Below are 25,970 nucleotides of genomic sequence, written 5' to 3' on the forward strand. Positions count from 1 at the left end.
CGCGAAGCAGACGCCGCACTGCCAGATAGCAGTAGCTTGTCGCCTGCGGCCCCCACCTTGGTTATACTTCCCGGCTTTCCCGAATAAATGCACAGGGTCCCGCCGCGCATGGATAAGACCTACCAGCCGCACGCCATCGAAACTTCCTGGTACAACACCTGGGAGTCCGAGAACTATTTCGCCCCACAAGGTGCAGGCGAGTCCTACACCATCATGATCCCGCCGCCGAACGTGACCGGCAGCCTGCACATGGGCCATGGGTTCAACAACGCGATCATGGACGCCCTGATCCGTTTCCGCCGCATGCAAGGCCGCGACACCCTGTGGCAGCCAGGCACCGACCACGCCGGTATCGCCACGCAGATGCTGGTCGAGCGCCAGCTCGAAGCCAAAGGCCAGAACCGTCATGACCTGGGCCGCGAGAAGTTTCTGGAAAAGGTCTGGGAATGGAAGGACCAGTCCGGTGGCAACATCAGCCGCCAGATCCGCCGCCTGGGCTCTTCGGTAGACTGGAGCCGCGAGCGCTTCACCATGGACGACGGCCTCTCCGAAGCCGTTAAAGAAGCGTTCGTGCGCCTGCATGAAGACGGCCTCATCTACCGTGGCAAGCGCCTGGTCAACTGGGATACCAAGCTGCACACGGCCATCTCCGACCTCGAAGTGGAAAACCACGACGAGAAAGGCCACCTGTGGAACCTGCGCTACCCGCTGTCCGACGGCGCCAAGACCGCCGAAGGCAACGACTACCTGGTGGTTGCCACCACCCGTCCGGAAACCCTGCTGGGTGACGCGGCCGTTGCGGTCAACCCGAATGACGAACGCTACCAGGCACTGATCGGCAAATTCGTCGAACTGCCACTGGTAGGCCGCCGCATCCCGATCATCGCCGACGACTACTGCGACCCTGCGTTCGGTACCGGCTGCGTGAAGATCACCCCGGCTCACGACTTCAACGACTACGAAGTCGGCAAACGCCACAACCTGCCACTGCTGAACATCTTCGACAAGAACGCCTTCGTGCTGGCCAGCGCCCAGGCCTTCAACCTCGACGGCAGCGTCAACGAGCAGGTTGATACCCGACTGCCGGCCCAATACGCCAACCTCGACCGCTTCGTCGCGCGCAAGCAGATCGTTGCCGACCTGGATGCCCAGGGCCTGCTGGTGAGCATCGACGACCACGCCCTGAAAGTACCGAAAGGCGACCGTTCGGGCACCGTGATCGAGCCGTGGCTGACCGACCAGTGGTACGTCTCTACCAAGCCGCTGGCAGAACCTGCCATCGCCGCCGTGGAAGATGGCCGTATCCAGTTCGTGCCCAAGCAGTACGAGAACATGTACTTCTCCTGGATGCGTGACATTCAGGACTGGTGCATCAGCCGCCAGCTGTGGTGGGGCCACCGCATCCCGGCGTGGTACGACGAGGCAGGCCAGGTCTACGTTGGCCGCAACGAGGAAGAAGTGCGCGCCAAGCACAACCTGGGCGCCGACGTGGTCCTGCGCCAGGACGACGACGTGCTCGACACCTGGTTCAGCTCGGGCCTGTGGACCTTCTCGACCCTGGGCTGGCCAGAGCAGACCGAGTTCCTCAAGAAGTTCCACTCCACCGATGTGCTGGTAACCGGCTTCGACATCATCTTCTTCTGGGTTGCGCGCATGATCATGCTGACCATGCACCTGATCAAGAACGAGGACGGCACCCCGCAAGTACCGTTCAAGACCGTTTACGTACACGGTCTGGTGCGTGACGGCCAGGGCCAGAAGATGTCCAAGTCCAAGGGCAACGTACTGGACCCGCTGGACATCGTCGACGGCATCACCCTCGACGCCCTGCTAGAAAAACGCACCAGCGGCATGATGCAGCCCAAGCTGGCCGAGAAGATCGCCAAGCAGACCAAGGCCGAGTTCCCTGAAGGTATCGCCAGCTACGGCACCGACGCCCTGCGCTTCACCTTCTGCTCGCTGGCCTCCACAGGCCGCGACATCAAGTTCGACATGGGCCGCGTCGAAGGCTACCGCAACTTCTGCAACAAGATCTGGAACGCCGCCCGCTACGTGCTGGACAAGGGCGAAGACTGTGGCCAGAACGGCGAAGCTTACGAACTGTCGCTGGCTGACCGCTGGATCATCTCGCAACTGCAGCGCACCGAAGCCGAAGTGACCCGCCAGCTGGAGCAGTTCCGCTTCGACCTGGCCAGCCAGGCGCTGTACGAATTCATCTGGAACCAGTACTGCGACTGGTACCTGGAGCTGTCCAAGCCGGTACTGTGGGACGAAAACGCCCCGGTCGAGCGCGCCCGTGGCACCCGCCGCACCCTGGTGCGCGTGCTGGAAGTGGCGCTGCGCCTGGCGCACCCGTTCATGCCGTTCATTACCGAAGAAATCTGGCAGCGCATCGCGCCGCTGGCCGGTATCGAAGGCAAGACCATCATGCTGCAGCCGTGGCCGGTGGCCAATGAAGCTCGCATCGACGCCGCCGCTGAAGGTGACATCGAGTGGCTCAAGGAACTGATGGTCGGTCTGCGCAACATCCGCGCCGAAATGAACATCGGCCCAGGCAAGCCGCTGCCGCTGTTCCTGAAGAACGCCAACGCCGACGACCAGCGCCGCCTGCTGGAAAACGAAGCCCTGCTGAAGAAGCTGGCCAAGGTGGAGTCGTTCACCGTGCTCGGCGATGCCGATGAAGCGCCGCTGTCGGCCACCGCCCTGGTCGGTGACCTGCAAGTGCTGGTGCCAATGGCCGGCCTGATTGACAAGGATGCCGAGCTGGCGCGCCTGAACAAGGAAATCCAGCGCCTGCAAGGCGAAGTGGCACGCGTGGGTGGCAAGCTGTCCAACGCCGCCTTCGTCGACAAGGCTCCGCCTGCGGTGATCGAGAAGGAACGTGCCAAGCTGGCCGAGTCTGAACAGGCCCTGGCCAACTTCACCGAGCAGCATGCGCGGATTGCTGCGCTGTAATCACAAGTGAAGCCATAGCGGGCTGCTTTGCAGCCCATCGCCGGCAAGCCAGCTCCCACAGGAATGCACCGTACCTGTGGGAGCTGGCTTGCCGGCGATGCTTTTCAGGACCCCACCATGATTCAGAAACCCACCCTGCACCCGCGCAACCGCCACCAGGGCCGCTACGACTTCCCCAGCCTGATCAAGGCCCACCCGGACCTTGCCCGCTTCACCATCACCAATCCCCACGGCAAACCGAGCATCGACTTCGCCAACCCTGAAGCCGTGCGAGTGTTCAACCGTGCCCTGCTCAAGGCCCAGTACGGCATCCAGCACTGGGATATCCCCGCCGACTACCTGTGCCCACCGATTCCCGGCCGCGCCGACTACATCCATGTGGCCGCCGACCTGCTGGCCGACGACAATGCCGGTGAGATCCCCAAGGGCGCCCAGGTGCGTGCGCTGGACATCGGCGTGGGTGCCAACTGCATCTACCCGTTGCTAGGCCACAGCGACTACCGCTGGCGCTTCCTCGGCTCGGACATCGACCCCGTTGCCCTGGCATCGGCCAAGGCCATCGTGCAGGCCAATGGGCTGGGCAAGGCCATTACCCTGCGCCAACAGGCTAACCGCACGCACATCCTCAGCGGCCTGCTGCAGAATGACGAACGCTTCGACCTGACCCTGTGCAACCCGCCCTTCCATGCCTCACGCGAAGAAGCCACCCGTGGTAGCCAGCGCAAGTGGAAGAACCTGGGCAAGCAAGACCCCAAGCGCAAGTTGCCTGTGCTCAACTTCGGTGGCCAGAACAATGAACTGTGGTGTGAGGGCGGCGAAATCCGCTTTGTTACCCAACTGGTCAGCGAGAGCGTGCAATACGCCGAGCGGGTGCTGTGGTTCACCAGCCTTGTGTCCAAGGCCAGTAACTTGCCGGGCATCGAGACCGCACTGAAGAAGGCAGGCGCCAAAGCCGTACGCATCATCGAAATGGGCCAGGGGCAGAAACAGAGCCGCATGGTCGCCTGGAGCTTCCTTGACGATGCCACGCGCCAGGCCTGGCACGCCCAGCGTAAATCGCAGGCATGAAAAAACCGCGCCCGGGCAAGCCGGGCGCGGTTTCGTCAACACTTCAACAATTACTTGTTGATGGCGTCGGTCAGCACTTTGGCTGGAACGAACTTGACGACTTTCTTGGCAGCGATTTCGATGGCAGCGCCAGTCGAAGGGTTGCGGCCGGTGCGGGCAGGACGCTCGGAGACTTTCAGCTTGCCGATGCCTGGCAGGGTGATTTCAGCGCCGTTTTCCAGTTGGTCGGCAACGATCTGGCCCAGTTGCTCCAGAGCGTTCTTGGCGGTGGCTTTTGGCGCGGCGATCGATTCGGCGATGTCGGCAATCAGTTGGTCTTTGGTCAATGCCATGGTGGTGTTCCTTCCCTATCAAATTCGATGGTTATGCTGCGAACTACGACGTTATCGGGCCAGCCCCTGAAAGTGGAGGGCCGCGCCAATCGCGTATGTAGATACGTAAATCGGCGTTTGGTTCGACACGACGACAGCACGCTGCCAGCAATGCGCCACACGAGGGGCACAAGACCGCGCAAAACTACCACAGGAGCAGATAAATATCCGCTGCGCACTTCGATTAAATGCAGGTTTTTCGGGGGTTTTAGCTTAAAACGCACAAAACTGAACAAAAAACGAACAACCGACATATCTGCCAACATACGGCCACTGCATCACCTTGCGTCTAGGGTAAACTTGGCAACTTTTGCAGCTCGCCGAGAATCCCATGCCAATCCGTCATTGCATCGTTCACCTGATCGACAAAAAGCCTGATGGCAGCCCCGCGGTGCTGCATGCTCGCGACTCCGAACTGGCCGCCTCCGATGCCATCGAGAACCTGCTGGCCGACCTCAATGACAGCTACAACGCCAAGCAAGGCAAGGCCTGGGGCTTTTTCCACGGTGAGTCGGGCGCCTACCCGTTGAGCGGCTGGCTGAAGCAGTACCTGGACGAAGAAAAGGACTTTACCGCCTTCAGCCGCATTGCCGTGGAACACCTGCAGAAGCTGATGGAAGAGTCCAACCTGTCCACGGGCGGCCATATCCTGTTCGCCCATTACCAGCAAGGCATGACCGAATATCTGGCCATTGCCCTGCTGCACCACAGCGAAGGGGTAGCGGTGAACGCCGAACTCGACGTGATGCCTTCGCGCCACCTCGACCTTGGCCAGTTGCACCTGGCGGCACGCATCAACCTGTCGGAGTGGAAGAACAACCAGAACTCCAAGCAGTACATCTCGTTCATCAAGGGCAAGAACGGCAAGAAAGTGTCGGATTACTTCCGCGACTTCATCGGCTGCCAGGAGGGTGTAGACGGCCCGGGCGAAACCCGTACCCTGCTCAAAGCCTTCAGTGACTTCGTCGAGAGCGAAGACCTGCCGGAAGCGTCCGCCCGCGAAAAGACCCAGACCCTGGTCGAGTACGCCACCACCCAGACCAAGCTGGGCGAACCGGTAACACTGGAAGAGCTGTCCAGCCTGATCGACGAAGATCGGCCCAAAGCGTTCTACGACCACATCCGCAACAAGGACTATGGCCTGTCGCCAGAAATCCCGGCGGACAAGCGCACCCTCAACCAGTTCCGCCGCTTCACCGGGCGTGCCGAGGGGCTGTCGATCAGCTTCGAGGCACACTTGCTGGGCGACAAAGTGGAGTATGACGAGGCGGCAGGCACCCTGATCATCAAGGGGCTGCCGACAACGCTGGTGGATCAGTTGAAGCGGCGCAAGGACTAATCCCCTCAAAGCCGGTAAAGGAGGCCACGAGTGCCTCCTTTGCCGATTTGCGCAGCCGCTTTACCAGCCGCTCCTGGCGCAAAGCCTCGCCTTTATCCGGCCATTGCTCCACATACACCAGTGCCTGGGCCGGACTGGTCTTGAAGTAGCGGGCGCCCTGCCCCTTCTGGTGCGCCGCAAAACGCCGCTGAGGGTCATCGCTGATGCCGCAGTACAGCGAGCCGTTGGCGGCCCTTACCAGATAGACATACCAGGGTTTGCCAACAACGGATTCGACGGTTTCACTCACCTTGGGCCTGCTGGAATGCGCGCAATCCCTTGAATGCCTGCAGGCGAACCTTGTTCCGCACCAGCGGCGACCAGCCCAGCAATACACCAGGCATACCCAAGGCCTGCCGCGACCAGCGCCACAGGTCGAAGGTGTCGTCATGCTGGCAGATCAGCCCATCACGAATGACAAAACGCGCCTGGATGTCGTTGACCACAACACGGTCGGTCTGGGTGAACAGGTAGGTGGCCACCCAGTGCGCGCCGCCACTGCGCTCATCGGCGCGGATGTTGTCGAACGTCAGGGTGAAGTTCTTGGCGCGGCGGGTGAGCATACGCCACATATCGCCTGCATCCTTGCCGCGCAGGGTACCGAAAACCGGGTCGCTGAAAACAATATCGTCGCTGTAGCAGGCCACCATGGCCTCGGCGTCCAGGCGCTGGAAGGCCTGGTAGAAGCGGGAGATCAGGTCGCGGTTGGCGTCGCTCATGGGGCAGATCCGTGCTGGGGTCGAAACCAGCACGATAATCTCCCCCGATGGCTTATGCCAGTACCGGCCTCTTCGCGGGCAAGCCCGCTCCCACAGAGACCGCACAAACCTCGAATCTGTGGTGATCCTGTGGGAGCGGGCTTGCCCGCGAAGAGGCCGGTACTGCCACCATCAGTCTCAGACTTTTTCGCTCGTCACCTGCACATGCAACGCCCGCCCGGCACCCAGCCCGAACACGATGGCACCCATCCCCAATACCGCAAAAATCCACCCCAGCGCCGCCCAGCCCCCGGTCAGGTCATGCACCAGCCCCACCGCAAACGGCCCCATCGATGCCAAGGTGTAACCCACGCCCTGCGCCATGCTCGACAGGTTCGCCGCTACATGCGCGTCTTTCGAACGCAGCACAATCAGGGTCAGCGCCAGGGCAAAAGTACCGCCCTGCCCCAGGCCCAGCACAACGGCCCAACCCCACAGCCCCGAAACCGGCGCATACAGGCAACCGAACAGGCCCGCCAGGGTAATCAACATGACCAGCACGATCGCCAGGCGTTGGTCCTTGCCACGGGTGGCCAGCCAAGGCGCACTCAGCGAGCTAATCAACTGCACGATCACCGACCCCGACAACACCAGTCCAGCCTCGGTCGGGCTCAGGCCACGGCCTATCAGGATCGATGGCAACCAACCGAACACGATGTAAGCCAGCGATGACTGCAAGCCCATGTACAAGGTCACCTGCCAGGCCAGCGGATCGCGCCACAGGCCCCGCACCCGATAGGCCACCTTGTGCAGGCCATGCCCCTGGCGGGCCTGCGGCAGCCACACCAGCATGGCCAGCAAGGCCGGCAGCACCCAGAAGCCCAGCCCAAGTGCCCAGCTACCGCCAAAATGCTGGGCCAACGGTACGGTAGCGCCCGCCGCCATGGCGGCGCCCAGGCACAACGCCATGGTGTACACACCGGTCAGCGTACCAGCATGCTGCGGGAAGTCGCGCTTGACGATACCCGGCAGCAGCACACCGATAATGCCAATGCTGGCCCCCGCCATCAGGCTGCCGAGGAACACGCCAACGGGGCCGAAGGCGCTTCGCACCCCGATACCCAGCGCCAACGTGACAAGAATGCCGAGGATCACCCGCTCACTGCCAAAACGCCGCGCCAGCACGGGTGCCAGCGGGGCGAACAACCCCAGGCACAGCACCGGCAAGGTGGTCAGCAAGCCCGCCTGCGAGGCACTCAGCCCCAGCCCTTCAGACACCAGCCCCAGCACCGGCGCCATGCTCGACAACGCCGGGCGCAGGTTCAAGGCCACCAGCACCAGGCCCAGCAGCAACAGCCAGGGCCGCCGCAACACCACAGGCTGCCGCTGCACCTGCTCGTCGTCAGCCTCGGCATCGATCAGCAGCTCATCGAGGTCCCGCTCATTCGGCGGGGTATTGCGGGTGATGGGTTCAGCCATGGCCTTCTCGGTGTCAGGATTCGATGAGGGTGCGGCTCAGGCGCTTGGCCCGCTCCGCGTCGCGTTGTTCGATGGCTTCGAGGATCTGGCCGTGCAGGTCGAACGTGGCCTGGCAGCGCGGAACAGTCGCCATGTTGCGTTGCAGCGCGGCAGCCACCACCCCGGAAAAGTAGCGATACAGCTCGCTTAACGCCGGGTTGTGGGCGGCATCGACCAACCGCTGGTGGAACACCAGGTCGCAGGCCACATAAGCATCGACATCCCCGTGAAAGTGCCCGGCACTGCTGGCCAGCGCATCGCGTAGCGCCTGCAGATCGGCATCGGTACGGCGCAGCGCCGCCAAGCCGATGGCTTCGGCTTCGAGGATGTGACGGGTTTCCCGGGCCTGCTCAGCGGTGCAGCGAGACATCGCCTGCACCGCCTGCAGCGGGTCCTGGGCCGTGCGCAGGTAGCTACCGTCACCTTGTCGAATTTCCACCAGGCCGCTGAATGCCAGCACACGCATGGCTTCGCGCACGGTATTGCGGCTGATGCCCAGTTGCAGGGCCAACTCCGGCTCGGTGGGCAGTCGCTGACCGACCTGCCAGTCGCCCAGCACGATGCGCTCACGCATGCGATCCACGGCAAGCTCAACCAGGGAACGTTTGGTCAGCTCTGTATTCATTGTACTCAACCAATCATCCGATGAATTTTCACAGCTTACTGGAGGGCGGTCGACGCCGCAAACCACCTGACATTTCTGCTGGCCACGACAGCGGCTTTGGCGAACGCTATCTACAGTCGTTGCGCACCCTCGACAGCCAGATTGGCCATTTACTGGACAAGGTCGATGAGCGCCAGCGCCTGAACCCGCAGGAAGACTGGCTGGTGATCGTCAGCACGGACCATGGGCGGGATTACTCGGGCAAAGCGCATGGCGGTATTTCGGAGCAGGTAAAAACCATCTTCATTGCCAGCAACAAGCCGTTGAACCAAGAGCTTTCGCAACCCGGCATTCCAGCGGAAAACCCTGGGCCGAACCACCTGTACAGCCTGCCCGCGCAAACCTCGGTCGCCCCCACCGTGTTACGTCACATGGGGTCACATGGGCCTGAAACTGCTGCCGGAATGGCTACTGGATGGCACATCCCTTGCTGGGTGATACCGCCGTATGTGCTGGTGCTCGATGGCACACCAGCGGCGGTGCGTAACCGGCCGGCTGGCAAAGCGTTTGCCATAGAAGGAAGCATTTATTAATGCCGGGCGCGCTCTTTATAGAGGCGCGCCCGACAATGCTTTAGTTCAACGCATCAAGCAACGCCTGGTTCATCTCTGGCGTGCCGATGGTAATGCGCAGGAACTGGGCAATACGTTGCTGCTTGAAGTGACGCACGATCACGCCCTGCTCGCGCAGGCGTGCCGCCAGCTCGGCAGCATCCTGCTGAGGGTGGCGGGCGAAGATGAAGTTGGCAGCCGAAGGCAACACGTCAAAGCCCTTGGCTTGCAACTGCCCGACCAACGCTTCGCGGCTGTCGATCACTTTACGGCAGGTTTCTTCGAAGTACTCACGGTCTTCGAACGCCACCGCAGCACCTACGATCGCCGCTCGGTCCAGCGGGTAGGAGTTGAAGCTGTTCTTGATCCGCTCCAGTGCCTCGATCAGGTCCGGATGCCCCACCGCCAGGCCAACCCGCAGGCCAGCCAGCGAGCGCGACTTCGACAGCGTCTGGGTGACCAGCAGGTTGTCGTAGCGGTCCACCAGGCTGATGGCCGTCTCACCGCCGAAATCGATGTAAGCCTCATCCACCACCACCACCGAGTCACGGTTGGCCTGCAGCAACTGCTCCACCGCCTGCAGCGGCATCAGGCAACCTGTCGGCGCGTTGGGGTTGGGGAAGATGATGCCGGCGTTGGGCTTGTTGTAGTCCTCGATGCGGATCTGGAACTGCTCGTCCAGCGCCACCTGCTCGAAGGCAATACCGTAGAGGCCACAGTAGACCGGGTAGAAGCTGTAGCTGATGTCCGGGAACAACAGCGGTGCATCGTGCTGGAACAGGCCGTGGAAGATGTGCGCCAACACCTCATCCGAGCCATTGCCGACAAACACTTGCGCCGGGGTTACGCCGTAGTAGTCGGCCACCGCTTGCTTGAGGCGGTCACCGTTCGGGTCCGGGTAAAGGCGCAGGTTATCGTTCAACTCACCGCGCATGGCCTCCAGCGCCTTGGGCGATGGGCCATAGGGGTTTTCGTTGGTGTTGAGCTTGACCAGACGGGCCAGCTTGGGCTGCTCGCCCGGCACGTAAGGCACCAGGTCCTTGACGAAGGGGCTCCAGAATCGACTCATGCTCAGTTCCCCTTCTCTTGGGTCAGGATACGGTATTCAGCACTGCGGGCGTGGGCGGTCAGCGACTCGCCACGGGCCAGGACCGACGCGGTGTGGCCCAGCTCGGACGCACCCTGCTCGGAGCAGAAAATGATCGACGAACGCTTCTGGAAGTCGTACACCCCCAGCGGCGACGAGAAACGTGCGGTGCCAGAGGTCGGCAACACGTGGTTGGGACCGGCACAGTAATCGCCCAGCGCTTCGCTGGTGTGGCGGCCCATGAAGATCGCGCCAGCGTGGCGAATGTGCGGCAACCAGGCTTGCGGGTCGGCCACCGACAGTTCCAGGTGTTCCGGCGCAATGCGGTTGGCCACCTCCATTGCCTGATGCATGTCACGCACCTGAATCAGTGCACCACGGCCGTTGATCGACTTCTCGATGATTTCGGCACGCTCCATGGTCGGCATCAGCTTGTCGATGCTGGCGGCAACGCGGTCGAGGAAGGCGGCATCCGGGCTGACCAGAATGGCCTGGGCGTCTTCGTCGTGCTCGGCCTGGGAGAACAGGTCCATGGCGATCCAGTCCGGGTCGGTCTGGCCATCGCACACCACAAGAATTTCCGACGGGCCGGCGATCATGTCGATACCCACCTGGCCGAACACATGGCGCTTGGCAGTGGCAACGTAGATGTTGCCAGGGCCGACGATCTTGTCCACCTGCGGCACGCTTTCGGTACCGTAGGCCAGCGCGGCAACAGCCTGGGCACCACCGACGGTGAACACACGGTCGACACCCGCAATGCACGCGGCCGCCAGCACCAGTTCGTTGACCTCACCACGCGGGGTTGGCACCACCATCACCACTTCGGCGACGCCGGCAACCTTGGCCGGGATGGCGTTCATCAGTACCGACGACGGGTACGACGCCTTGCCGCCTGGCACATACAGGCCCGCACGGTCCAGTGGGGTGACTTTCTGACCGAGCACGGTGCCATCGGCCTCGGTGTACTGCCAGGAATCCTGCTTCTGCCGCTCGTGGTACATGCGCACGCGATTGGCGGCTGTTTCCAGGGCTTCGCGCTGTGCCGGGGTGATGCGGGTCAGCGCCAGTTCCAGGCGTTCACGATTGAGGATCAGGTCGTCAATCGACTTGGCATCTACGCCATCAAAACGCTGGGTGAACTCGACCAGCGCCGCATCACCGCGCTCACGCACGGCCTTGATGATGTCGAGCACGCGCTGGTTGACCGCGTCATCGGACACACTTTCCCAGCTCAGCAGATGATCCAGATGTCGGGCGAAATCCGGATCAGCGGCGTTGAGACGGGCAATTGCAGTGGACACGGTCATGGCGAGGGCCTCGATTATTAGCGAATGCTCAGGCGCCCTAGGCTACCAGTCCATCCGCGCGGGCACCCGAGAAAAATGGCTATGACGCGGATAGACGGGCGCGACAGCGAAGGCCGCGCGCAGGAGTCAGCCGCGGTGTCGCGATTCGACCGCTTGACGAAGCGTGTCGATCAGGCTCTGGATACGGGCGTGCTGCATTTTCATGGAGGCCTTGTTGACCACCAGGCGCGAGCTGATCGTGGCGATCAGTTCCTGGGGCTCCAGGCCGTTTGCACGTAGGGTGTTGCCGGTGTCGACCACGTCGATGATCTTGTCGGCGAGGTTGATCAGCGGTGCCAGTTCCATCGAGCCGTACAGCTTGATGATGTCGACCTGACGCCCCTGTTCGGCGTAGTAACGCTTGGCTACGTTGACGAACTTGGTGGCCACGCGCAGGCGGCCCTTGGGCTCAGGCGCGCCAACCGCGCCAGCCGTCATCAGCTTGCACTGGGCAATCTGCAGGTCCAGGGGCTCATACAGGCCCTGGCCGCCGTACTCCATCAGCACGTCCTTGCCGGCCACACCCAGGTCGGCGGCACCATGCTCGACATAGGTCGGCACGTCGGTAGCACGCACGATCAGCAGGCGCACGTCGTCCTGCGTGGTGGGGATGATCAGTTTGCGGCTCTTGTCCGGGTTCTCGGTCGGCACGATACCGGCCTCGGCCAGCAACGGCAGGGTATCGTCGAGAATACGGCCTTTGGAAAGCGCGATGGTCAACATTGGAACGTCGGTCCTTAAGCGGCTGCTGCCGGCCAGGTCATCGACCTGGCCGCATTCAATTCAAAGGGTGCGTCCATGCACCTTCGGGCTACTAGCCCGGTACGCGGCGGATTTTCGCGCCGAGCATCTGCAGTTTCTCTTCGATGCACTCGTAACCACGGTCGATGTGGTAGATGCGATCAATCAGGGTATCGCCTTCGGCAACCAGCGCCGACAGCACCAGGCTGGCGGAAGCCCGCAAGTCGGTGGCCATGACCGGGGCACCCTTCAGCGCTTTCACGCCAGTGACGATGGCAGTGTTGCCTTCGACCTGGATCTGCGCGCCCATGCGGTGCATTTCGTAAACATGCATGAAACGGTTTTCGAAGATGGTCTCGATCACCGCGCCCGTGCCTTCGGCAATGGCGTTCAGCGAGATGAACTGCGCCTGCATGTCGGTCGGGAACGCCGGGTACGGAGCGGTACGCAGGTTGACGGCTTTCGGCCGCTTGCCGTGCATGTCCAGCTCGATCCAGTCTTCGCCGGTGTTGATGTCGGCGCCGGCTTCCTTGAGTTTTTCCAGTACGGCTTCAAGGATGGTCGGGTCGGTGTCCTTGACCTTGACACGGCCGCCGGTCACGGCAGCAGCGACCAGGTAGGTACCGGTCTCGATGCGGTCCGGCATCACGCGGTAGTTGGCCGAGTGCAGGCGCTCGACGCCATCGATGGTGATGGTGTCGGTGCCAGCGCCCTGGACGTTGCCACCCATGGCATTGATGAAGTTGGCCAGGTCGACCACTTCCGGCTCACGCGCGGCGTTCTGCAGCACGCTGCGGCCTTTGGCCAGGGCAGCGGCCATCATGATGTTTTCGGTACCGGTCACGCTGACGGTGTCGAAGAAGAAGTGCGCACCGCGCAGGCCGCCCTCAGGCGCCTTGGCCTTGATGTAGCCGCCTTCCACTTCGATCTTCGCGCCCATGGCTTCGAGGCCACGGATGTGCAGGTCGACCGGGCGTGAGCCGATGGCGCAACCGCCAGGCAGGGCCACTTCGGCTTCGCCGAAACGGGCAACCATCGGGCCCAGCACCAGGATCGAGGCGCGCATGGTCTTGACCAGCTCGTAAGGCGCGACCAGGGTCTTGATGGTACGTGGGTCGATCTCCACCGCCAGTTTTTCGTCGATCACAGGCTCGATGCCCATGCGGCCGAACAGCTCGATCATGGTGGTGATGTCGTGCAGGTGCGGCAGGTTGCCCACGGTGACCGGGCCGTCAGCCAGCAGGGTAGCCGCCAGAATTGGCAGGGCTGCGTTCTTCGCGCCCGAAATGCGGATCTCGCCGTCAAGGCGAGCGCCGCCAGTAATAATCAGTTTGTCCATTGGAATCTCGCCGCCACGTTGGCTCAGGTGCGCTCAGCCCAGGCTGCGCTGCTGAAAAATTTCATGGTTACCGCATGGATGCTGCCATTGGCAATCCACGGATTCAGGTGAGCATAGATCGCCTGCTGGCGTTTGACCGGGCTCAGGCCAGCCAACTCGTCGCTGATCACGTTCAACTGGAAGTTGCAGCCTTCGCCTTCAACTTCGACCCGGGAACCCGGCAATTTCTCTTCAAGGAAGCTTTTAACTTCTACGGCCTGCATGCTCAACCTCAATCGGCGCCCGATGCGCACGGGTCGGCCATCATACAAAAAAGCCCCTCGCCTGCGAAGCCCAACGAGGGTTTCGCTGACCGAGGGGCCATCATCCGCGCCGGGCCATCAGGTTGCCAGCACTTCATCGAGGTCATAGACCCCGGCAATTTCCCGCATGTCCTCAGGCATGCTGCGCACCTGGCAGCCTTTGCCGGCGCCCTGGGCGTCGCGCATGAATGCCAGCAACAGCGACAGACCTACGCTGGTGGAGTGCTGCACCGCCGAGCAATCCAGCACCAGCTGCGCCTCGCGGCAAGCCGCGATCAGTGCCTTGCCCTGCTTGCGCAGGACCGGGCCGCTACGGTAATCCAGCACACCGGCCAGGCGCAGCACCCCCGGCTCGGCCATGCTTACAGCGGCCTCACTCATTTGACAGTCTTCTCTGGCGAGCTGTCGGCAGCCTGCTTGGCCTTGGCCACTTCACCGGCCCAGCCATCGATGGTCTTGTCCAGGTCGTTGCCGTTGCGCTGCATGGCATCGGCGAACTGGTCGCGGAACAGCTTGCCGATGTTGATGCCGTTGACGATGACGTTACGCACTTTCCATTCTCCACCCAGGTTTTCCAGGGTGTACTGCACCGGGTATACGGCGCCATTGTTGCCGGTGACCTTCATGCCTACGGACGCGCGCTTGCCGTCATCGGCTTTGGCCGGGTCTACGACGATGCCCTGGTTGTTGTACTCCAGTAGCGCGTTACCGTAGAACTGGAACAGGCTGCGCTTGAAGTTTTCCTGGAAGCGCTGCATCTGCTCGGGCGTGGCCTTGCGCGAGTACTTGACGGTCATGATGCTTCTGGAAATACCGTCGGCATCGACCACCGGCGCGAGGATCCGGTCAAGGGTGTCGTAGAAAGCTTGCGGGTTGGACTTGTACTGCTCCTTGTTGGCCTTGAGCTCACCCAACAGCTCGGTGGTGGTGCTCTGCACCACGTCGTGCGGCGACTGCGCGGCCAGGGCCATCAGGGGGAAGGCCGCCAGCAAAACCAGCAGGCCACGTCGCAGGATCGAAATCATGGAAACTCCTTAATTAGCCGGTTGCGCTTCTTTCGGTTCCTTACCAACGGAGTTGAGCAGGAACTTGCCAATCAGATCTTCCAGCACCAGTGCCGACTGGGTGTCGTGGATGGTCGCACCGTCCTTGAGCACCTGGTCTTCGCCGCCCACGCTGATGCCGATGTACTTCTCGCCAAGCAAGCCGGCGGTCAGGATCGAGGCAGTGGAGTCGGTCGGCAGGTTGTCCACCGACTTGTCCAGCTGCAGCGTCACCCGACCGGTGTAGGAATCACGGTCCAGATCGATGGCGGTAACCTTGCCGATCGTCACACCGGCCATGGTCACTTTAGCTCTGACCGTCAAACCGGCGATATTGTCGAAGTAGGCATAAACTTTATAGGTATCGCTGCTCGGGCTGGCCGACAGCCCGCTGACACGCAGGGCCAGCAGCAGCAGCGCCAGGATCCCGGCCAGGAGGAACAGGCCGACACCGATTTCCAGGGTGCGGTTTTGCATCAGAAATCTCCAAACATCAAGGCGGTCAGAATAAAGTCCAGACCCAGCACTGCCAACGAGGCGTAGACCACGGTCTTGGTGGTGGCACGGCTGATCCCTTCTGAGGTGGGCTCACAGTCGTACCCCTGGAATACGGCGATCCAGGTCGTGACGAAGGCGAACACCAGGCTCTTGATCAACCCGTTGAGCACGTCGTCGGTAAAGGAAACACTGTTCTGCATGTTGGCCCAGAACGAGCCCTCGTAAACACCCAGCCAGTCCACGGCCACCCACGAGCCGCCCCAGATGCCGACCACGCTGAATATCAGCGCCAGCAGCGGCAGCGAGATGAAACCGGCCCAAAGGCGTGGCGCGACGATGTACTTGAGCGGGTCGACGCCGATCATTTCCAGGCTCGACAGCTGCTCGGTGGACTTCATGTTGCCAATTTCAGCGGTCAGTGCGGAGCCTGCACGGCCGGCGAACAGCAGCGCCGTCACCACCGGGCCAAGTTCACGCAGCAGGGTCAGGGCGACCATCTGACCCACCGCCTGCTCCGAACCGTATTTGGTCAGGATGCTGTAGCCCTGCAGCGCCAGCACCATGCCGATGAACACCCCGGACACGACGATGATCGCCAGCGACAGCACGCCTACCGAGTACAGCTGCTTGGTCAGCAACTGGAAACCGCCGCCGATGCCGCCGCGGCCGATCAGTGCATGGAACAGGAACAGGCAGGAACGCCCCAGAACCGCCAGCACGTCGATCGCCGAGCGACCCAGCAGGCGGACACGTTCGAGTAAGGATCTTCTGCGCATCAACGCGCCCCCAGCAGGTCGGCGCGGTAATCAGGCGCAGGAAAGTGGAAGGGAACCGGGCCGTCCGGGTCGCCCTTCATGAACTGGCGAATCCGTGGGTTGTCCGACCCCATCAGCTCATCGGGCGTGCCCTGGCCCAACACCTGGCCGTCCCCCACCACATAGATGTAGTCGGCAATGCTGGCGGTTTCTGCCAGGTCGTGGGACACGACGATGCTGGTGATGCCTAACGCATCGTTGAGCAGACGGATCAGGCGCACCAGTACGCCCATGGCGATCGGGTCCTGGCCGACGAACGGTTCGTCGTACATGAGGATCTGCGGGTCCAGGGCAATGGCCCGGGCCAGCGCCACACGGCGCTTCATGCCGCCAGACAGCTCGTCGGGCATCAGGTCGATGGCACCGCGCAGCCCCACGGCCTGCAGCTTCATCAACACGATGTCACGGATCATCTCGTCCGACAGCTGGGTGTGCACGCGCAGCGGGAACGCGACGTTCTCGAACACATCGAGGTCGGTGAACAGCGCGCCGCTCTGGAACAGCACACCCATCTGCTTGCGGGCGTCGAACAGGTCGCTGCGCGACAGCGTCGGCAGGTTTTGCCCGGCAACCCATACCTCACCGCTGGAGGGGCGCAGCTGCGCGCCCATCAGGCGGAGCAACGTGGTCTTGCCGCAACCCGATGGCCCCATGATGCCGGTGACCTTGCCGCGCGGGATGCGAATGTCGACATTGCTGAAAATGCTGCGCGAACCGCGTTTGAAGGTAACCCCCTTCAACTCGACCGCGTAGGCGCTATCCACACTCATCTAGACTCCTTGCTAGTGCAGCCTCGTCCTAATGGACGCCGGCCTCCATCAGGAAGGCACACGCACCCCTGGCAGGCCGAATAGCGGCGAACTATAGCACCGCTGACAGCGCCGCCCCAAGGCCGGGCAACGAGTCGTTCAGCCCTGAGACAGGCTTTGATGACATTCGCTACAGCAATCGAAAGGGTGAGGGTTTTTGTCATTGCGCGTATAATCGCGGCCTTTTCATCAGGCATTGCTTTTTCGACATGAGCCAATCCAGCGAGCTGATCCAATCCGCCCAACGCACCCTGCGCCTGGAACTCGAGGCCGTAGAGGCCCTGCTGGCGCGCATCGACGACAATTTCGTCAAGGCCTGCGAACTGATCCAGGCCTGCAAGGGCCGGGTTGTCGTGGTCGGCATGGGCAAGTCCGGGCACATCGGCAACAAGATCGCCGCGACCCTGGCCAGCACCGGCACCCCGGCATTTTTCGTGCACCCGGCCGAAGCCAGCCATGGCGACATGGGCATGATCACCCGCGAGGATGTCATCCTTGCCCTGTCGAATTCCGGCAGCACCGCAGAGATCGTCACCTTGCTGCCCCTGATCAAGCGCCTGGGCATCAAGCTGATCAGCCTCACCGGCAACCCGGATTCGCCGCTGGCCCAGGCTGCCGAGGTCAACCTTGATGCCCGCGTCGAGCAAGAGGCCTGCCCGCTGAACCTGGCGCCCACCTCCTCTACCACTGCATCGCTGGTATTGGGTGACTGCCTGGCCATCGCCCTGCTCGAAGCCCGAGGCTTCACCGCCGAGGACTTTGCCTTCTCGCACCCGGGCGGCGCACTGGGCCGACGCCTGCTGCTCAAGGTCGAAAACGTGATGCATGCCGGCGACGAACTGCCTCAGGTACCGCGCGGCACGCTGCTCAAGGACGCGCTCCTTGAAATGTCCCGCAAAGGTTTGGGCATGACCGTGATTGTCGAAGCTGACGGCAAGCTGGCCGGGATCTTCACCGACGGTGACCTGCGCCGCAGCCTGGACCGCAACATCGACGTGCACACCACCCTGATCGATCAGGTCATGACCGTGCATGGCAAGACGGCACGTGCCGAAATGCTTGCCGCCGAAGCCCTGAAGATCATGGAAGACCACAAGATCGGGGCCCTGGTAGTGGTGGATCGCGAAGACCGCCCCACCGGTGCCTTGAACATGCACGACCTGCTGCGCGCCGGCGTAATGTAAGGAGCGATGGAATGAACCAGGACCTCATGCAACGCGGCAAGCACATCAAGCTGGCAGTGTTCGACGTGGACGGCGTGCTCACCGACGGGCGCCTGTACTTCCTCGAAGACGGCAGCGAATTCAAGACCTTCAACACCCTCGACGGCCAGGGCATCAAGATGCTCATGAATTCGGGCGTGACCACCGCGATCATCAGCGGCCGCAAGACCCCGGTGGTCGAGCGCCGCGCCAGAAACCTCGGTATCCCGCACCTGTACCAGGGCCGCGAAGACAAATTGGTCGTGCTTGACGGCCTGCTCGCCGAACTGGGCCTAAGCTATGATCAAGTAGCCTACCTGGGCGACGACCTGCCGGACCTGCCGGTCATTCGTCGGGTAGCATTGGGCATGGCCGTGGCCAACGCCGCGCCGTTCGTTCGCCAGCACGCCCACGGTGTGACCCAGGCACGCGGCGGCGAGGGAGCGGCCCGTGAATTCTGCGAACTGATCATGCAGGCCCAGGGTACCCTGGACGCTGCCAACGCCAATTACCTGTAAGGCTGCCCATGTTCAGCAAGAAAGCCCGCAATGCTGCGCTGCTCGCAGTGATCGCTGCCCTGCTGGTGGCGATCGGCTACTGGAATGTCAGCCCGGAAAGCTTCCTCGACAAGCCGGTGGCCCAGGTCGACGAAAGCGCTATCGACTACTATGCGATCAACGCCCACAGCGTGCAGTTTCTGCCCGACGGCAAACTGCAGTACGAGATGACCGCCGACAAGGTCGAACACCTCAAGGCCAGTGAAATCACCCTGCTGACCACGCCGGACTTGCACATGTACCGCGGTACCGAATACCCGTGGCATGTGCAGAGCACCCGCGCCGAGGTCAACCCGGACGGTACCGAGGTCGAACTGATCGACAAGGTACGGGTTGCCCGCACTGACGAAAAGCAGCGCGAAACCATCATTACCAGCTCACGCATGACCGTGTTCCCGCAGAAGCAATATGCGCAGACCGAGCAAGCCGTTAGAATCGACGGCGCCGGTGGCACTACTACGGGCAAAGGAATGAAAGCGTATTTGAAAGAAGGCAAGATGGACTTGCTCTCTAACGTAAGAGGACAGTATGAGGCTCGTTAAAACCCTCCCCCTTTTGCTCAGCCTGAGCGCAGCACTGGGAAGCGCGAGCGCCCTCGCCCTGCCGAACGACCGTGACCAGCCGATCCGTATCCAGGCCGACAATGCCCACCTGGACGACAAGCAAGGCGTGGCCACCTACACCGGCGACGTGATCATCACCCAGGGTTCGATGATGATCAAAGGCAACACCGTGACCATCACCCGTTCCGCCTCTGGCGACATCGACGTGGTGACCTCGGTGGGCAACCTGGCCTACTTCGAGCAGCAGCAGAGCGCGGCCAAGCCGGACAAGATGAAAGGCTGGGGCGTCACCATCCAGTACCAGTCGCAGAAGGATCTGGTGATCCTCACCGACCGTGCCAAGGTCGAGAACGAGGGCAACACCACCGAAGGCGAGAAAATCGTCTACAACACCCAGACCCAGGTGGCGACTGCGGGTCGCGGTGGCAACGTGACCACACCGCGTCAGCGTATCGACATGGTGATCCAGCCCAAGAAGAAGGCCGAGTAAATGGCAACCCTCAAAGCCCAGCACCTGGCCAAGAGCTACAAGGGGCGGCAGGTGGTACGTGACGTCAGCCTGTCGATCGACAGCGGCCAGATCGTCGGCCTGCTTGGCCCTAACGGCGCCGGCAAGACCACTTGCTTCTACATGATTGTCGGGCTGGTCCAGGCCGAGCAGGGGCGCGTGCTTATCGATAACCTCGATGTCAGCCACCAGCCCATGCACGGCCGCGCCCGCGCCGGCATCGGCTACCTGCCGCAGGAGGCCTCGATCTTCCGCAAGCTGTCGGTGGCCGACAACATCATGGCCATCCTCGAGACCCGCAAGGACCTCGACCGCGAAGGGCGCCGCAAAGAGCTGGAAAGCCTGCTGCAGGAGTTCCACATCAGCCATATCCGCGACAACCTTGGCATGAGCCTGTCCGGTGGTGAACGCCGCCGGGTCGAGATTGCCCGCGCCCTGGCCACTGCCCCCAAGTTCATCCTGCTGGACGAACCGTTCGCTGGCGTCGACCCGATTTCGGTCGGCGACATCAAGCAGATCATCCACCACCTCAAGGCCAAGGGTATCGGTGTACTGATCACCGACCACAACGTGCGCGAAACCCTGGATATCTGCGAAACCGCCTATATCGTCAACGATGGCCGCCTGATCGCCGAAGGCGATGCCGAGACCATCCTGGCCAACGATCTGGTCAAAGAGGTTTACCTGGGTCACGAGTTCCGGCTCTGACCCCGGCACATGCCTGGAGTACTGGCATATCGCCCGGAAACCGGGGTGAAAGTTGTTACAGTGCTCTAGGCAAACGCTACAATTTAAGGCATAAAACTTGCTTGATCTGGCGCCCCGGCGCCCTCGTGTAGTGGATGGCGCATGCGCGCCGGCGAACAAGGTATTAAGCCCCAGCCATGAAACCATCGCTCGTCCTAAAAATGGGCCAGCAACTGACGATGACACCGCAGTTGCAACAGGCCATCCGCCTGCTCCAGCTTTCCACCCTGGACCTCCAACAGGAAATCCAGGAAGCGCTGGAGTCGAACCCGATGCTCGAACGTCAGGAAGACGGCGACGACTTCGATAACAGCGACCCGATGGCGGACAACGCCGAGAACAAGCCGGCCGCCGAAGTCCAGGACAACAGTTTCCAGGAAAGCACCGTCAGTACCGACAACCTGGAAGACGGTGAGTGGAGCGAGCGCATCCCCAACGAGCTTCCGGTCGATACCGCCTGGGAAGACATCTACCAGACCAGCGCCAGCAGCCTGCCAAGCAACGATGACGACGAGTGGGACTTCACCACCCGCACCTCAGCCGGCGAGAGCTTGCAGAGCCACCTGCTGTGGCAACTGAACCTGGCGCCGATGTCCGACACCGACCGCCTGATCGCCGTCACGCTGATCGACAGCATCAATGGCCAGGGCTACCTGGAAGACAGCCTCGAGGAAATCTGCGCCGGTTTCGACCCGGAGCTGGATATCGAGCTGGACGAGGTCGAAGCGGTGCTGCACCGCATCCAGCAGTTCGAGCCAGCCGGCGTCGGCGCGCGCAACCTGGGCGAATGCCTGCTGCTGCAACTGCGCCAGTTGCCTGCCAGCACCCCCTGGATGACCGAAGCCAAGCGCCTGGTCACCGATTTCATCGACCTGCTCGGCAGCCGCGATTACAGCCAGCTGATGCGGCGCATGAAAATCAAGGAAGACGAGCTGCGCCAGGTGATCGAACTGGTACAGAGCCTCAACCCGCGCCCCGGCTCGCAAATCGAGTCCAGCGAGCCCGAGTACGTGGTGCCTGACGTCATCGTGCGCAAAGACAGCGACCGCTGGCTGGTGGAGCTGAACCAGGAGGCTATTCCGCGCCTGCGCGTCAACCCGCAGTACGCCGGCTTCGTGCGCCGTGCCGATACCAGCGCCGACAACACCTTCATGCGCAACCAGTTGCAGGAAGCGCGCTGGTTCATCAAAAGCCTGCAAAGCCGCAACGAAACCCTGATGAAGGTCGCCACACAGATCGTCGAGCACCAGCGCGGTTTCCTTGACCATGGTGACGAAGCCATGAAGCCGCTGGTGCTGCATGACATCGCAGAAGCGGTGGGCATGCACGAGTCGACCATTTCGCGGGTTACTACGCAGAAGTACATGCACACACCGCGTGGCATCTACGAACTGAAATACTTTTTCTCCAGCCACGTCAGCACCTCCGAAGGCGGAGAATGCTCGTCCACAGCGATCCGCGCGATCATCAAAAAACTGGTTGCGGCGGAAAATCAGAAAAAGCCATTGAGTGACAGCAAGATCGCTGGTTTACTGGAGGCACAAGGCATCCAGGTAGCCCGTCGCACCGTCGCCAAGTACCGCGAGTCCCTCGGCATCGCACCGTCGAGTGAACGCAAGCGACTGATGTAGCGCCTGAGATGTGCCACAGCGTTTGTGGGGCAGGTGCAAGACCTGCCTCTTTATGCACGGGCAACAAAGGAGAAGCTGTATGCAAGTCAATATCAGTGGACAGCATGTAGAAGTCACCCAGCCACTGCGCGATTACGTGCTTGAAAAGCTCGCCCGCGTGGAGAGTCACTTCGACAAGATCACCAACGTGCAGGTCATCATGAAAGTCGAGAAGCTGCAGCAGAAGGTCGAGGCGACCCTGCAGATTCCCGGCGGCGAAGTGGTAGCCAACGCCGAACACGAAGACATGTATGCAGCGATCGACGCCTTGGCCGACAAGCTCGACCGCCAACTGAAAAAACACAAGGAAAAACAGCAAAGCCTGCTGCAAGGTGCAGCTGCCCGCTGATCCCCCTCATCCATGATCCGACTTGAAACCATCCTGACCCCCGGCCGTTCACTCGTGAACGTGCCGGGCGGCAGCAAGAAGCGCGCCCTGGAAAAGGTCGCCACCGTCATCGCCGAACAAGTGCCAGAACTGGAGATGCAAGACGTCTTCGAAAAGCTGGTCGCCCGCGAAAAACTCGGATCGACCGGTTTCGGCAATGGCATCGCCATTCCGCACTGCCGCCTTGAAGGCTGTTCAGCGCCGGTTAGCGCCCTGCTGCACCTGGAAGCACCTATTGATTACGACGCTATCGATGGCGCGCCCGTGGACCTGCTGTTTGTACTGCTGGTACCCGAAGCCGCCACCGATGCGCATCTGGAACTGCTGCGTCAGATCGCCAGCATGCTCGATCGCAAGGAGGTCCGTGATCGCTTGCGTGCGGCCACCAGCAGTGAGGCCCTGTTCCAGGTTGTCCTGGACGTACAGAACGAGCACTGAACATGCGCCTGATCATCGTCAGCGGCCGGTCCGGCTCCGGCAAGAGCACCGCCCTCGATGTCCTGGAAGACAACGGTTTTTACTGCATTGACAACCTGCCCGCCGGGCTGCTGCCGCAGCTGGCGGAGGATGCACTGATCAACACGGAATTACTGCAACCCAAGGTTGCCGTGTCGATCGATGCACGCAACCTGCCCAGCCACCTTACGCGCTTCCCCGAGCTACTCGAAGAAGCCCGTGCGCGGAACATTCAGTGTGACGTGGTGTTCCTGGATGCCGACGAAGACATGCTGCTCAAGCGCTTCTCGGAAACCCGCCGTCGCCATCCACTGACCAATGCCAACCGTTCGCTGGCAGAAGCCATTCGCGTGGAGAGCGAGCTGCTGGGGCCAATTGCCGACCTGGCAGACCTGAAGATCGACACCACCAGCCTCAACCTGTACCAACTACGGGATTCGATCAAGCTGCGCCTGCTCAACCAGCCCGAGCCCGGCACAGCCTTTTTGGTCGAGTCGTTTGGTTTCAAGCGCGGCATGCCAGTCGATGCCGACCTGGTGTTCGATGTACGCTGCCTGCCCAACCCCTACTGGAAACCCGAGCTGCGTGAGCATTCCGGCCTTGATCAACCGGTCGCCGACTACCTGGCAGCACAGCCAGACGTCGAGGACATGTTCAATGACATTTCCAGCTACTTGCTAAAGTGGCTACCCCGCTTCGCCGCCAGCAACCGCGCCTACGTCACCATTGCTATCGGCTGCACCGGCGGCCACCACCGCTCGGTCTACATCACCGAACGCCTTGGCCAGTTGCTGCAGCAATCCCTGAAAAACGTCCAGGTCCGCCACCGCGACCTCTAAGCCCAAGGATCCGCCCCACGATGCCCGCCCGCGAAATCACCATCATCAACAAGCTGGGCCTGCATGCCCGGGCGGCAGCCAAGTTCGTCGGCGTTGCTGGCCGCTTCCCCTGCCAGGTACGGGTTGGCCGCGCACCGGACAAGCTGGTGGATGGCAAGAGCATCATGGCGGTGATGATGCTGGCGGCCGGCAAAGGCACACAGGTTCACCTGCTTACCGAGGGTGAGCAGGACAACGACGCCATGGATGCGCTGGTCGAGCTGATCAACAACTTCTTCGACGAAGGCGAATAAAAACCTGCGCGGTCCTACAGGGACCGCGCAAGCCTGATCGTGAATCAGGACATCGCCGTGTCCATCACCATCATCAGGCAGAACCCGATGCACAACCCCAGGCTGGCCAGGCGATGATGGCCGTTGCTGCGTGATTCCGGGATGATTTCCTGGGTAACCACCAGCAGCATGGCCCCCGCCGCACAGGCCAGGCCCAGCGGCAGCAGCAGTTCGGCGATGTTCACCAACCAGGCACAGATCACTGCGGCTACCGGCTCGACCAGCCCAGAAGCAGCACCGATCAGGAAGGCTTTGAGGCGCGGCATGCCCGCCCCTGCCAGCACCAGCGCAATCACCAGCCCTTCAGGCACATCCTGCAAGGCAATGCCCATGGCCAGGCTGTCGGCGTCGGCCATACCACCGCCGGCCGATACGCCAATCGCCATGCCTTCGGGAATGTTGTGCGCGATGATCGCGATGACAAACAGCCAGATGCGCGCAGCAATCACTGGCTGATTGCCGGTGCCGACCAGTGCTTCCGGCGAGGCACCCGACACCTTGAGGTCAACCAGAAACAGGCACAGCGCACCGAACATCAGGCCAAAGCTGATCAAGCCACCCGCACCCCAAGGGCTGAAACCGATGGATTGAGCGGCGTCCAGCCCCGGAATGATCAGGGAAAACGCGGTGGCCGCCAGCATTACGCCAGCGCCGAAGCCCAGCAGCGTATCGGCCAAGGCCACCGGCATGTTGCGAATGACCAGTACCGGTACCGCGCCCAGCGCCGTGCCCAGGGCGCATAATGCGCCGCCTTCCAGCGCACGCAACATGCGCGGTTCCAGGTCCAGCCAGGCAAGGCCACGCGCCACCAGCAGCGCGGTGCCAGCCAGCAAAAGCAAAGTCCCAAACGCCAGCCGAAACAGGCGCACACTGCTGACAGACATCACCTCAGAGCGCATACCGGTCCGACTCACTTAAGGGCTTCGAGGTAACGGCGTTCCACTTCGGCCCAGTCAATCACGTTGTAGAAGGCACCAATGTATTCCGGACGACGGTTCTGATACTTCAGGTAGTAGGCATGCTCCCACACGTCCAGGCCGAGGATTGGCGTGTTGCCGTGCATCAGCGGGCTGTCCTGGTTGCCACTGCTCTCGACCACCAGGGTTTTCTGCGGTGTTACGCTGAGCCAGGCCCAGCCGCTGCCAAAGCGGGTCAGTGCAGCCTTGGTGAACGCCTCCTTGAAGGCATCGAAACCACCCAGTTGCGAGGTGATGGCCTGCGCCAGCTGCCCGTGTGGGTCACCACCACCTTGCGGCGACATCACCGTCCAGAACAGGCTATGGTTGGCGTGCCCCCCACCATGGTTGGTCACAGCGCCACGCAGGTTTTCCGGTAGCTGCTTGACTGCACCCACCAGCTTTTCCACAGGCCAATCGGCCCATTCGGTGCCTTCTATGGCGGCATTGAGGCCGTTGACGTAGGTCTGGTGGTGCTTGGTGTGGTGAATTTCCATGGTCTGCGCGTCGATGTGCGGCTCCAGCGCATTGTAGGCGTAGGGCAAAGCAGGCAAGGTATGCGGCAT

31 protein-coding genes are annotated in these 25,970 nt (G+C 61.9%); 14 read left to right on the forward strand and 17 right to left on the reverse strand.

Features of this window, described 5'->3' with window-relative positions:
• The first annotated feature begins 108 nt into the window (after positions 1-108).
• Together APH36_RS29540 and rlmF are read left to right on the forward strand one after the other, a co-directional pair.
• Positions 109-2,955: a valine--tRNA ligase gene (locus APH36_RS29540; protein ID WP_060501724.1), complete on the forward strand. Its 2,847-nt coding sequence runs from the start codon at positions 109-111 to the stop codon at positions 2,953-2,955.
• A gap of 117 nt (positions 2,956-3,072) precedes the next feature.
• The gene (gene rlmF, locus APH36_RS29545) at positions 3,073-4,023 is read left to right on the forward strand and encodes a 23S rRNA (adenine(1618)-N(6))-methyltransferase RlmF (RefSeq protein ID WP_060501725.1); all 951 of its coding nucleotides are present in this window, start codon (positions 3,073-3,075) and stop codon (positions 4,021-4,023) included.
• Between the two features lie 50 nt (positions 4,024-4,073).
• On the opposite strand, the gene APH36_RS29550 is transcribed toward rlmF, so the two are convergent.
• Positions 4,074-4,355 (reverse strand): HU family DNA-binding protein, encoded by a 282-nt coding sequence (locus APH36_RS29550; protein WP_003255106.1) that lies wholly within the window; start codon positions 4,353-4,355, stop codon positions 4,074-4,076.
• A gap of 370 nt (positions 4,356-4,725) precedes the next feature.
• Here APH36_RS29550 and yejK point away from each other — a divergent pair, with 370 nt between their 5' ends.
• Positions 4,726-5,733, forward strand: coding sequence for a nucleoid-associated protein YejK (gene yejK / locus APH36_RS29555; protein ID WP_060501727.1), 1,008 nt, complete (start codon positions 4,726-4,728; stop codon positions 5,731-5,733).
• Here yejK and APH36_RS31460 read toward each other — a convergent pair.
• The 4 genes from APH36_RS31460 to APH36_RS29570 form a co-directional block, all read right to left on the reverse strand.
• On the reverse strand, positions 5,681-6,022 hold the full coding sequence (locus APH36_RS31460; RefSeq protein ID WP_080578098.1) for a GIY-YIG nuclease family protein: 342 nt from the start codon (positions 6,020-6,022) through the stop codon (positions 5,681-5,683). The two genes, yejK and APH36_RS31460, sit on opposite strands and share 53 nt — an antisense overlap.
• Positions 6,015-6,491 (reverse strand): nuclear transport factor 2 family protein, encoded by a 477-nt coding sequence (locus APH36_RS29560; RefSeq protein WP_060501729.1) that lies wholly within the window; start codon positions 6,489-6,491, stop codon positions 6,015-6,017. Before APH36_RS29560 ends, APH36_RS31460 begins: the two co-directional genes overlap by 8 nt.
• 177 nt (positions 6,492-6,668) lie before the next feature.
• Positions 6,669-7,949 (reverse strand): MFS transporter, encoded by a 1,281-nt coding sequence (locus APH36_RS29565; RefSeq protein WP_060501731.1) that lies wholly within the window; start codon positions 7,947-7,949, stop codon positions 6,669-6,671.
• A 13-nt stretch (positions 7,950-7,962) separates the two neighbouring features.
• Positions 7,963-8,613 carry a FadR/GntR family transcriptional regulator gene (locus APH36_RS29570; RefSeq protein WP_060501735.1) on the reverse strand — a complete coding sequence of 217 codons (651 nt, stop codon included), beginning with the start codon at positions 8,611-8,613 and terminating at the stop codon, positions 7,963-7,965.
• A gap of 20 nt (positions 8,614-8,633) precedes the next feature.
• Between APH36_RS29570 and APH36_RS29575 the strand changes: the two genes are divergently transcribed.
• Positions 8,634-9,185 carry a hypothetical protein gene (locus APH36_RS29575; protein WP_060501737.1) on the forward strand — a complete coding sequence of 184 codons (552 nt, stop codon included), beginning with the start codon at positions 8,634-8,636 and terminating at the stop codon, positions 9,183-9,185.
• Positions 9,186-9,225: 40 nt separating this feature from the next.
• Here the strand turns inward: APH36_RS29575 and hisC are convergent, their stop codons facing one another.
• The 10 genes from hisC to APH36_RS29625 form a co-directional block, all read right to left on the reverse strand.
• The gene (hisC, locus tag APH36_RS29580) at positions 9,226-10,272 is read right to left on the reverse strand and encodes a histidinol-phosphate transaminase (protein ID WP_060501740.1); all 1,047 of its coding nucleotides are present in this window, start codon (positions 10,270-10,272) and stop codon (positions 9,226-9,228) included.
• Positions 10,273-10,274: 2 nt separating this feature from the next.
• A complete protein-coding gene (gene hisD, locus APH36_RS29585; protein WP_060501742.1) occupies positions 10,275-11,600 on the reverse strand; it encodes a histidinol dehydrogenase in 1,326 nt (441 codons plus the stop codon).
• Between the two features lie 126 nt (positions 11,601-11,726).
• Positions 11,727-12,362, reverse strand: coding sequence for an ATP phosphoribosyltransferase (gene hisG / locus APH36_RS29590; protein WP_016713129.1), 636 nt, complete (start codon positions 12,360-12,362; stop codon positions 11,727-11,729).
• A 91-nt stretch (positions 12,363-12,453) separates the two neighbouring features.
• On the reverse strand, positions 12,454-13,719 hold the full coding sequence (gene murA / locus APH36_RS29595) for a UDP-N-acetylglucosamine 1-carboxyvinyltransferase (protein WP_016713130.1): 1,266 nt from the start codon (positions 13,717-13,719) through the stop codon (positions 12,454-12,456).
• Between the two features lie 23 nt (positions 13,720-13,742).
• Positions 13,743-13,982, reverse strand: a complete 240-nt coding sequence (locus APH36_RS29600; RefSeq protein WP_003255121.1) for a BolA family protein — start codon at positions 13,980-13,982, stop codon at positions 13,743-13,745.
• Positions 13,983-14,099: 117 nt separating this feature from the next.
• A complete protein-coding gene (locus APH36_RS29605; RefSeq protein ID WP_060501744.1) occupies positions 14,100-14,402 on the reverse strand; it encodes a lipid asymmetry maintenance protein MlaB in 303 nt (100 codons plus the stop codon).
• Complete coding sequence (locus APH36_RS29610) at positions 14,399-15,046, reverse strand: phospholipid-binding protein MlaC (protein ID WP_060501746.1); 648 nt, start codon at positions 15,044-15,046, stop codon at positions 14,399-14,401. Before APH36_RS29610 ends, APH36_RS29605 begins: the two co-directional genes overlap by 4 nt.
• 9 nt (positions 15,047-15,055) lie before the next feature.
• Complete coding sequence (mlaD, locus tag APH36_RS29615; protein ID WP_016485045.1) at positions 15,056-15,541, reverse strand: outer membrane lipid asymmetry maintenance protein MlaD; 486 nt, start codon at positions 15,539-15,541, stop codon at positions 15,056-15,058.
• Entirely contained in the window at positions 15,541-16,338 is a 798-nt protein-coding gene (gene mlaE, locus APH36_RS29620; RefSeq protein ID WP_016713133.1) for a lipid asymmetry maintenance ABC transporter permease subunit MlaE, read from the reverse strand. The genes mlaD and mlaE overlap by 1 nt, the downstream gene beginning before the upstream one ends.
• A complete protein-coding gene (locus tag APH36_RS29625; RefSeq protein WP_012270662.1) occupies positions 16,338-17,147 on the reverse strand; it encodes an ATP-binding cassette domain-containing protein in 810 nt (269 codons plus the stop codon). Before APH36_RS29625 ends, mlaE begins: the two co-directional genes overlap by 1 nt.
• A gap of 248 nt (positions 17,148-17,395) precedes the next feature.
• On the opposite strand from APH36_RS29625, the gene APH36_RS29630 reads away from it, so the two are divergent.
• From APH36_RS29630 to APH36_RS29675, 10 genes are all read left to right on the forward strand, one after another.
• The gene (locus APH36_RS29630; RefSeq protein ID WP_016713135.1) at positions 17,396-18,370 is read left to right on the forward strand and encodes an SIS domain-containing protein; all 975 of its coding nucleotides are present in this window, start codon (positions 17,396-17,398) and stop codon (positions 18,368-18,370) included.
• Positions 18,371-18,381: 11 nt separating this feature from the next.
• A complete protein-coding gene (locus APH36_RS29635; protein WP_060501748.1) occupies positions 18,382-18,906 on the forward strand; it encodes an HAD family hydrolase in 525 nt (174 codons plus the stop codon).
• A gap of 8 nt (positions 18,907-18,914) precedes the next feature.
• Positions 18,915-19,487: an LPS export ABC transporter periplasmic protein LptC gene (gene lptC, locus APH36_RS29640; RefSeq protein WP_019099457.1), complete on the forward strand. Its 573-nt coding sequence runs from the start codon at positions 18,915-18,917 to the stop codon at positions 19,485-19,487.
• On the forward strand, positions 19,474-19,998 hold the full coding sequence (gene lptA, locus APH36_RS29645) for a lipopolysaccharide transport periplasmic protein LptA (protein ID WP_012270658.1): 525 nt from the start codon (positions 19,474-19,476) through the stop codon (positions 19,996-19,998). The genes lptC and lptA overlap by 14 nt, the downstream gene beginning before the upstream one ends.
• Complete coding sequence (gene lptB / locus APH36_RS29650; RefSeq protein ID WP_012270657.1) at positions 19,999-20,724, forward strand: LPS export ABC transporter ATP-binding protein; 726 nt, start codon at positions 19,999-20,001, stop codon at positions 20,722-20,724.
• Positions 20,725-20,900: 176 nt separating this feature from the next.
• Complete coding sequence (locus APH36_RS29655) at positions 20,901-22,394, forward strand: RNA polymerase factor sigma-54 (RefSeq protein ID WP_060501750.1); 1,494 nt, start codon at positions 20,901-20,903, stop codon at positions 22,392-22,394.
• 79 nt (positions 22,395-22,473) lie between these two features.
• Positions 22,474-22,782 (forward strand): ribosome hibernation-promoting factor, HPF/YfiA family, encoded by a 309-nt coding sequence (gene hpf / locus APH36_RS29660; RefSeq protein ID WP_003255135.1) that lies wholly within the window; start codon positions 22,474-22,476, stop codon positions 22,780-22,782.
• Between the two features lie 12 nt (positions 22,783-22,794).
• Positions 22,795-23,259: a PTS IIA-like nitrogen regulatory protein PtsN gene (gene ptsN, locus APH36_RS29665; protein ID WP_015269060.1), complete on the forward strand. Its 465-nt coding sequence runs from the start codon at positions 22,795-22,797 to the stop codon at positions 23,257-23,259.
• A 2-nt stretch (positions 23,260-23,261) separates the two neighbouring features.
• Positions 23,262-24,116: an RNase adapter RapZ gene (gene rapZ, locus APH36_RS29670; protein ID WP_016713140.1), complete on the forward strand. Its 855-nt coding sequence runs from the start codon at positions 23,262-23,264 to the stop codon at positions 24,114-24,116.
• Positions 24,117-24,136: 20 nt separating this feature from the next.
• The gene (locus APH36_RS29675) at positions 24,137-24,409 is read left to right on the forward strand and encodes an HPr family phosphocarrier protein (protein ID WP_016713141.1); all 273 of its coding nucleotides are present in this window, start codon (positions 24,137-24,139) and stop codon (positions 24,407-24,409) included.
• Between the two features lie 44 nt (positions 24,410-24,453).
• On the opposite strand, the gene APH36_RS29680 is transcribed toward APH36_RS29675, so the two are convergent.
• Together APH36_RS29680 and APH36_RS29685 are read right to left on the reverse strand one after the other, a co-directional pair.
• Positions 24,454-25,347, reverse strand: coding sequence for a ZIP family metal transporter (locus APH36_RS29680; RefSeq protein WP_060501752.1), 894 nt, complete (start codon positions 25,345-25,347; stop codon positions 24,454-24,456).
• An 11-nt stretch (positions 25,348-25,358) separates the two neighbouring features.
• Positions 25,359-25,970: a superoxide dismutase gene (locus tag APH36_RS29685; protein WP_060501754.1), complete on the reverse strand. Its 612-nt coding sequence runs from the start codon at positions 25,968-25,970 to the stop codon at positions 25,359-25,361.

The organism is Pseudomonas sp. NBRC 111133 (assembly GCF_001320605.1).
GTDB lineage: Bacteria > Pseudomonadota > Gammaproteobacteria > Pseudomonadales > Pseudomonadaceae > Aquipseudomonas > Aquipseudomonas monteilii.

Coding starts and splice junctions, on each gene's coding strand:
- lptA (WP_012270658.1), top strand. CDS start 19,474: ATGAGGCTCGTTAAAACCCTCCCCCTTTTGCTCAGCCTGAGCGCAGCA.
- APH36_RS29605 (WP_060501744.1), bottom strand. CDS start 14,402: ATGAGTGAGGCCGCTGTAAGCATGGCCGAGCCGGGGGTGCTGCGCCTG.
- lptB (WP_012270657.1), top strand. CDS start 19,999: ATGGCAACCCTCAAAGCCCAGCACCTGGCCAAGAGCTACAAGGGGCGG.
- APH36_RS29560 (WP_060501729.1), bottom strand. CDS start 6,491: ATGAGCGACGCCAACCGCGACCTGATCTCCCGCTTCTACCAGGCCTTC.
- mlaD (WP_016485045.1), bottom strand. CDS start 15,541: ATGCAAAACCGCACCCTGGAAATCGGTGTCGGCCTGTTCCTCCTGGCC.
- APH36_RS29680 (WP_060501752.1), bottom strand. CDS start 25,347: ATGCGCTCTGAGGTGATGTCTGTCAGCAGTGTGCGCCTGTTTCGGCTG.
- murA (WP_016713130.1), bottom strand. CDS start 13,719: ATGGACAAACTGATTATTACTGGCGGCGCTCGCCTTGACGGCGAGATC.
- APH36_RS29570 (WP_060501735.1), bottom strand. CDS start 8,613: ATGAATACAGAGCTGACCAAACGTTCCCTGGTTGAGCTTGCCGTGGAT.
- hisG (WP_016713129.1), bottom strand. CDS start 12,362: ATGTTGACCATCGCGCTTTCCAAAGGCCGTATTCTCGACGATACCCTG.
- ptsN (WP_015269060.1), top strand. CDS start 22,795: ATGATCCGACTTGAAACCATCCTGACCCCCGGCCGTTCACTCGTGAAC.
- APH36_RS29610 (WP_060501746.1), bottom strand. CDS start 15,046: ATGATTTCGATCCTGCGACGTGGCCTGCTGGTTTTGCTGGCGGCCTTC.
- APH36_RS29655 (WP_060501750.1), top strand. CDS start 20,901: ATGAAACCATCGCTCGTCCTAAAAATGGGCCAGCAACTGACGATGACA.
- hpf (WP_003255135.1), top strand. CDS start 22,474: ATGCAAGTCAATATCAGTGGACAGCATGTAGAAGTCACCCAGCCACTG.
- APH36_RS29675 (WP_016713141.1), top strand. CDS start 24,137: ATGCCCGCCCGCGAAATCACCATCATCAACAAGCTGGGCCTGCATGCC.
- APH36_RS29625 (WP_012270662.1), bottom strand. CDS start 17,147: ATGAGTGTGGATAGCGCCTACGCGGTCGAGTTGAAGGGGGTTACCTTC.
- APH36_RS29550 (WP_003255106.1), bottom strand. CDS start 4,355: ATGGCATTGACCAAAGACCAACTGATTGCCGACATCGCCGAATCGATC.
- APH36_RS29600 (WP_003255121.1), bottom strand. CDS start 13,982: ATGCAGGCCGTAGAAGTTAAAAGCTTCCTTGAAGAGAAATTGCCGGGT.
- APH36_RS29685 (WP_060501754.1), bottom strand. CDS start 25,970: ATGCCGCATACCTTGCCTGCTTTGCCCTACGCCTACAATGCGCTGGAG.
- lptC (WP_019099457.1), top strand. CDS start 18,915: ATGTTCAGCAAGAAAGCCCGCAATGCTGCGCTGCTCGCAGTGATCGCT.
- hisD (WP_060501742.1), bottom strand. CDS start 11,600: ATGACCGTGTCCACTGCAATTGCCCGTCTCAACGCCGCTGATCCGGAT.
- APH36_RS29630 (WP_016713135.1), top strand. CDS start 17,396: ATGAGCCAATCCAGCGAGCTGATCCAATCCGCCCAACGCACCCTGCGC.
- APH36_RS29565 (WP_060501731.1), bottom strand. CDS start 7,949: ATGGCTGAACCCATCACCCGCAATACCCCGCCGAATGAGCGGGACCTC.
- rlmF (WP_060501725.1), top strand. CDS start 3,073: ATGATTCAGAAACCCACCCTGCACCCGCGCAACCGCCACCAGGGCCGC.
- APH36_RS29540 (WP_060501724.1), top strand. CDS start 109: ATGGATAAGACCTACCAGCCGCACGCCATCGAAACTTCCTGGTACAAC.
- APH36_RS29635 (WP_060501748.1), top strand. CDS start 18,382: ATGAACCAGGACCTCATGCAACGCGGCAAGCACATCAAGCTGGCAGTG.
- hisC (WP_060501740.1), bottom strand. CDS start 10,272: ATGAGTCGATTCTGGAGCCCCTTCGTCAAGGACCTGGTGCCTTACGTG.
- mlaE (WP_016713133.1), bottom strand. CDS start 16,338: ATGCGCAGAAGATCCTTACTCGAACGTGTCCGCCTGCTGGGTCGCTCG.
- APH36_RS29575 (WP_060501737.1), top strand. CDS start 8,634: ATGAATTTTCACAGCTTACTGGAGGGCGGTCGACGCCGCAAACCACCT.
- rapZ (WP_016713140.1), top strand. CDS start 23,262: ATGCGCCTGATCATCGTCAGCGGCCGGTCCGGCTCCGGCAAGAGCACC.
- yejK (WP_060501727.1), top strand. CDS start 4,726: ATGCCAATCCGTCATTGCATCGTTCACCTGATCGACAAAAAGCCTGAT.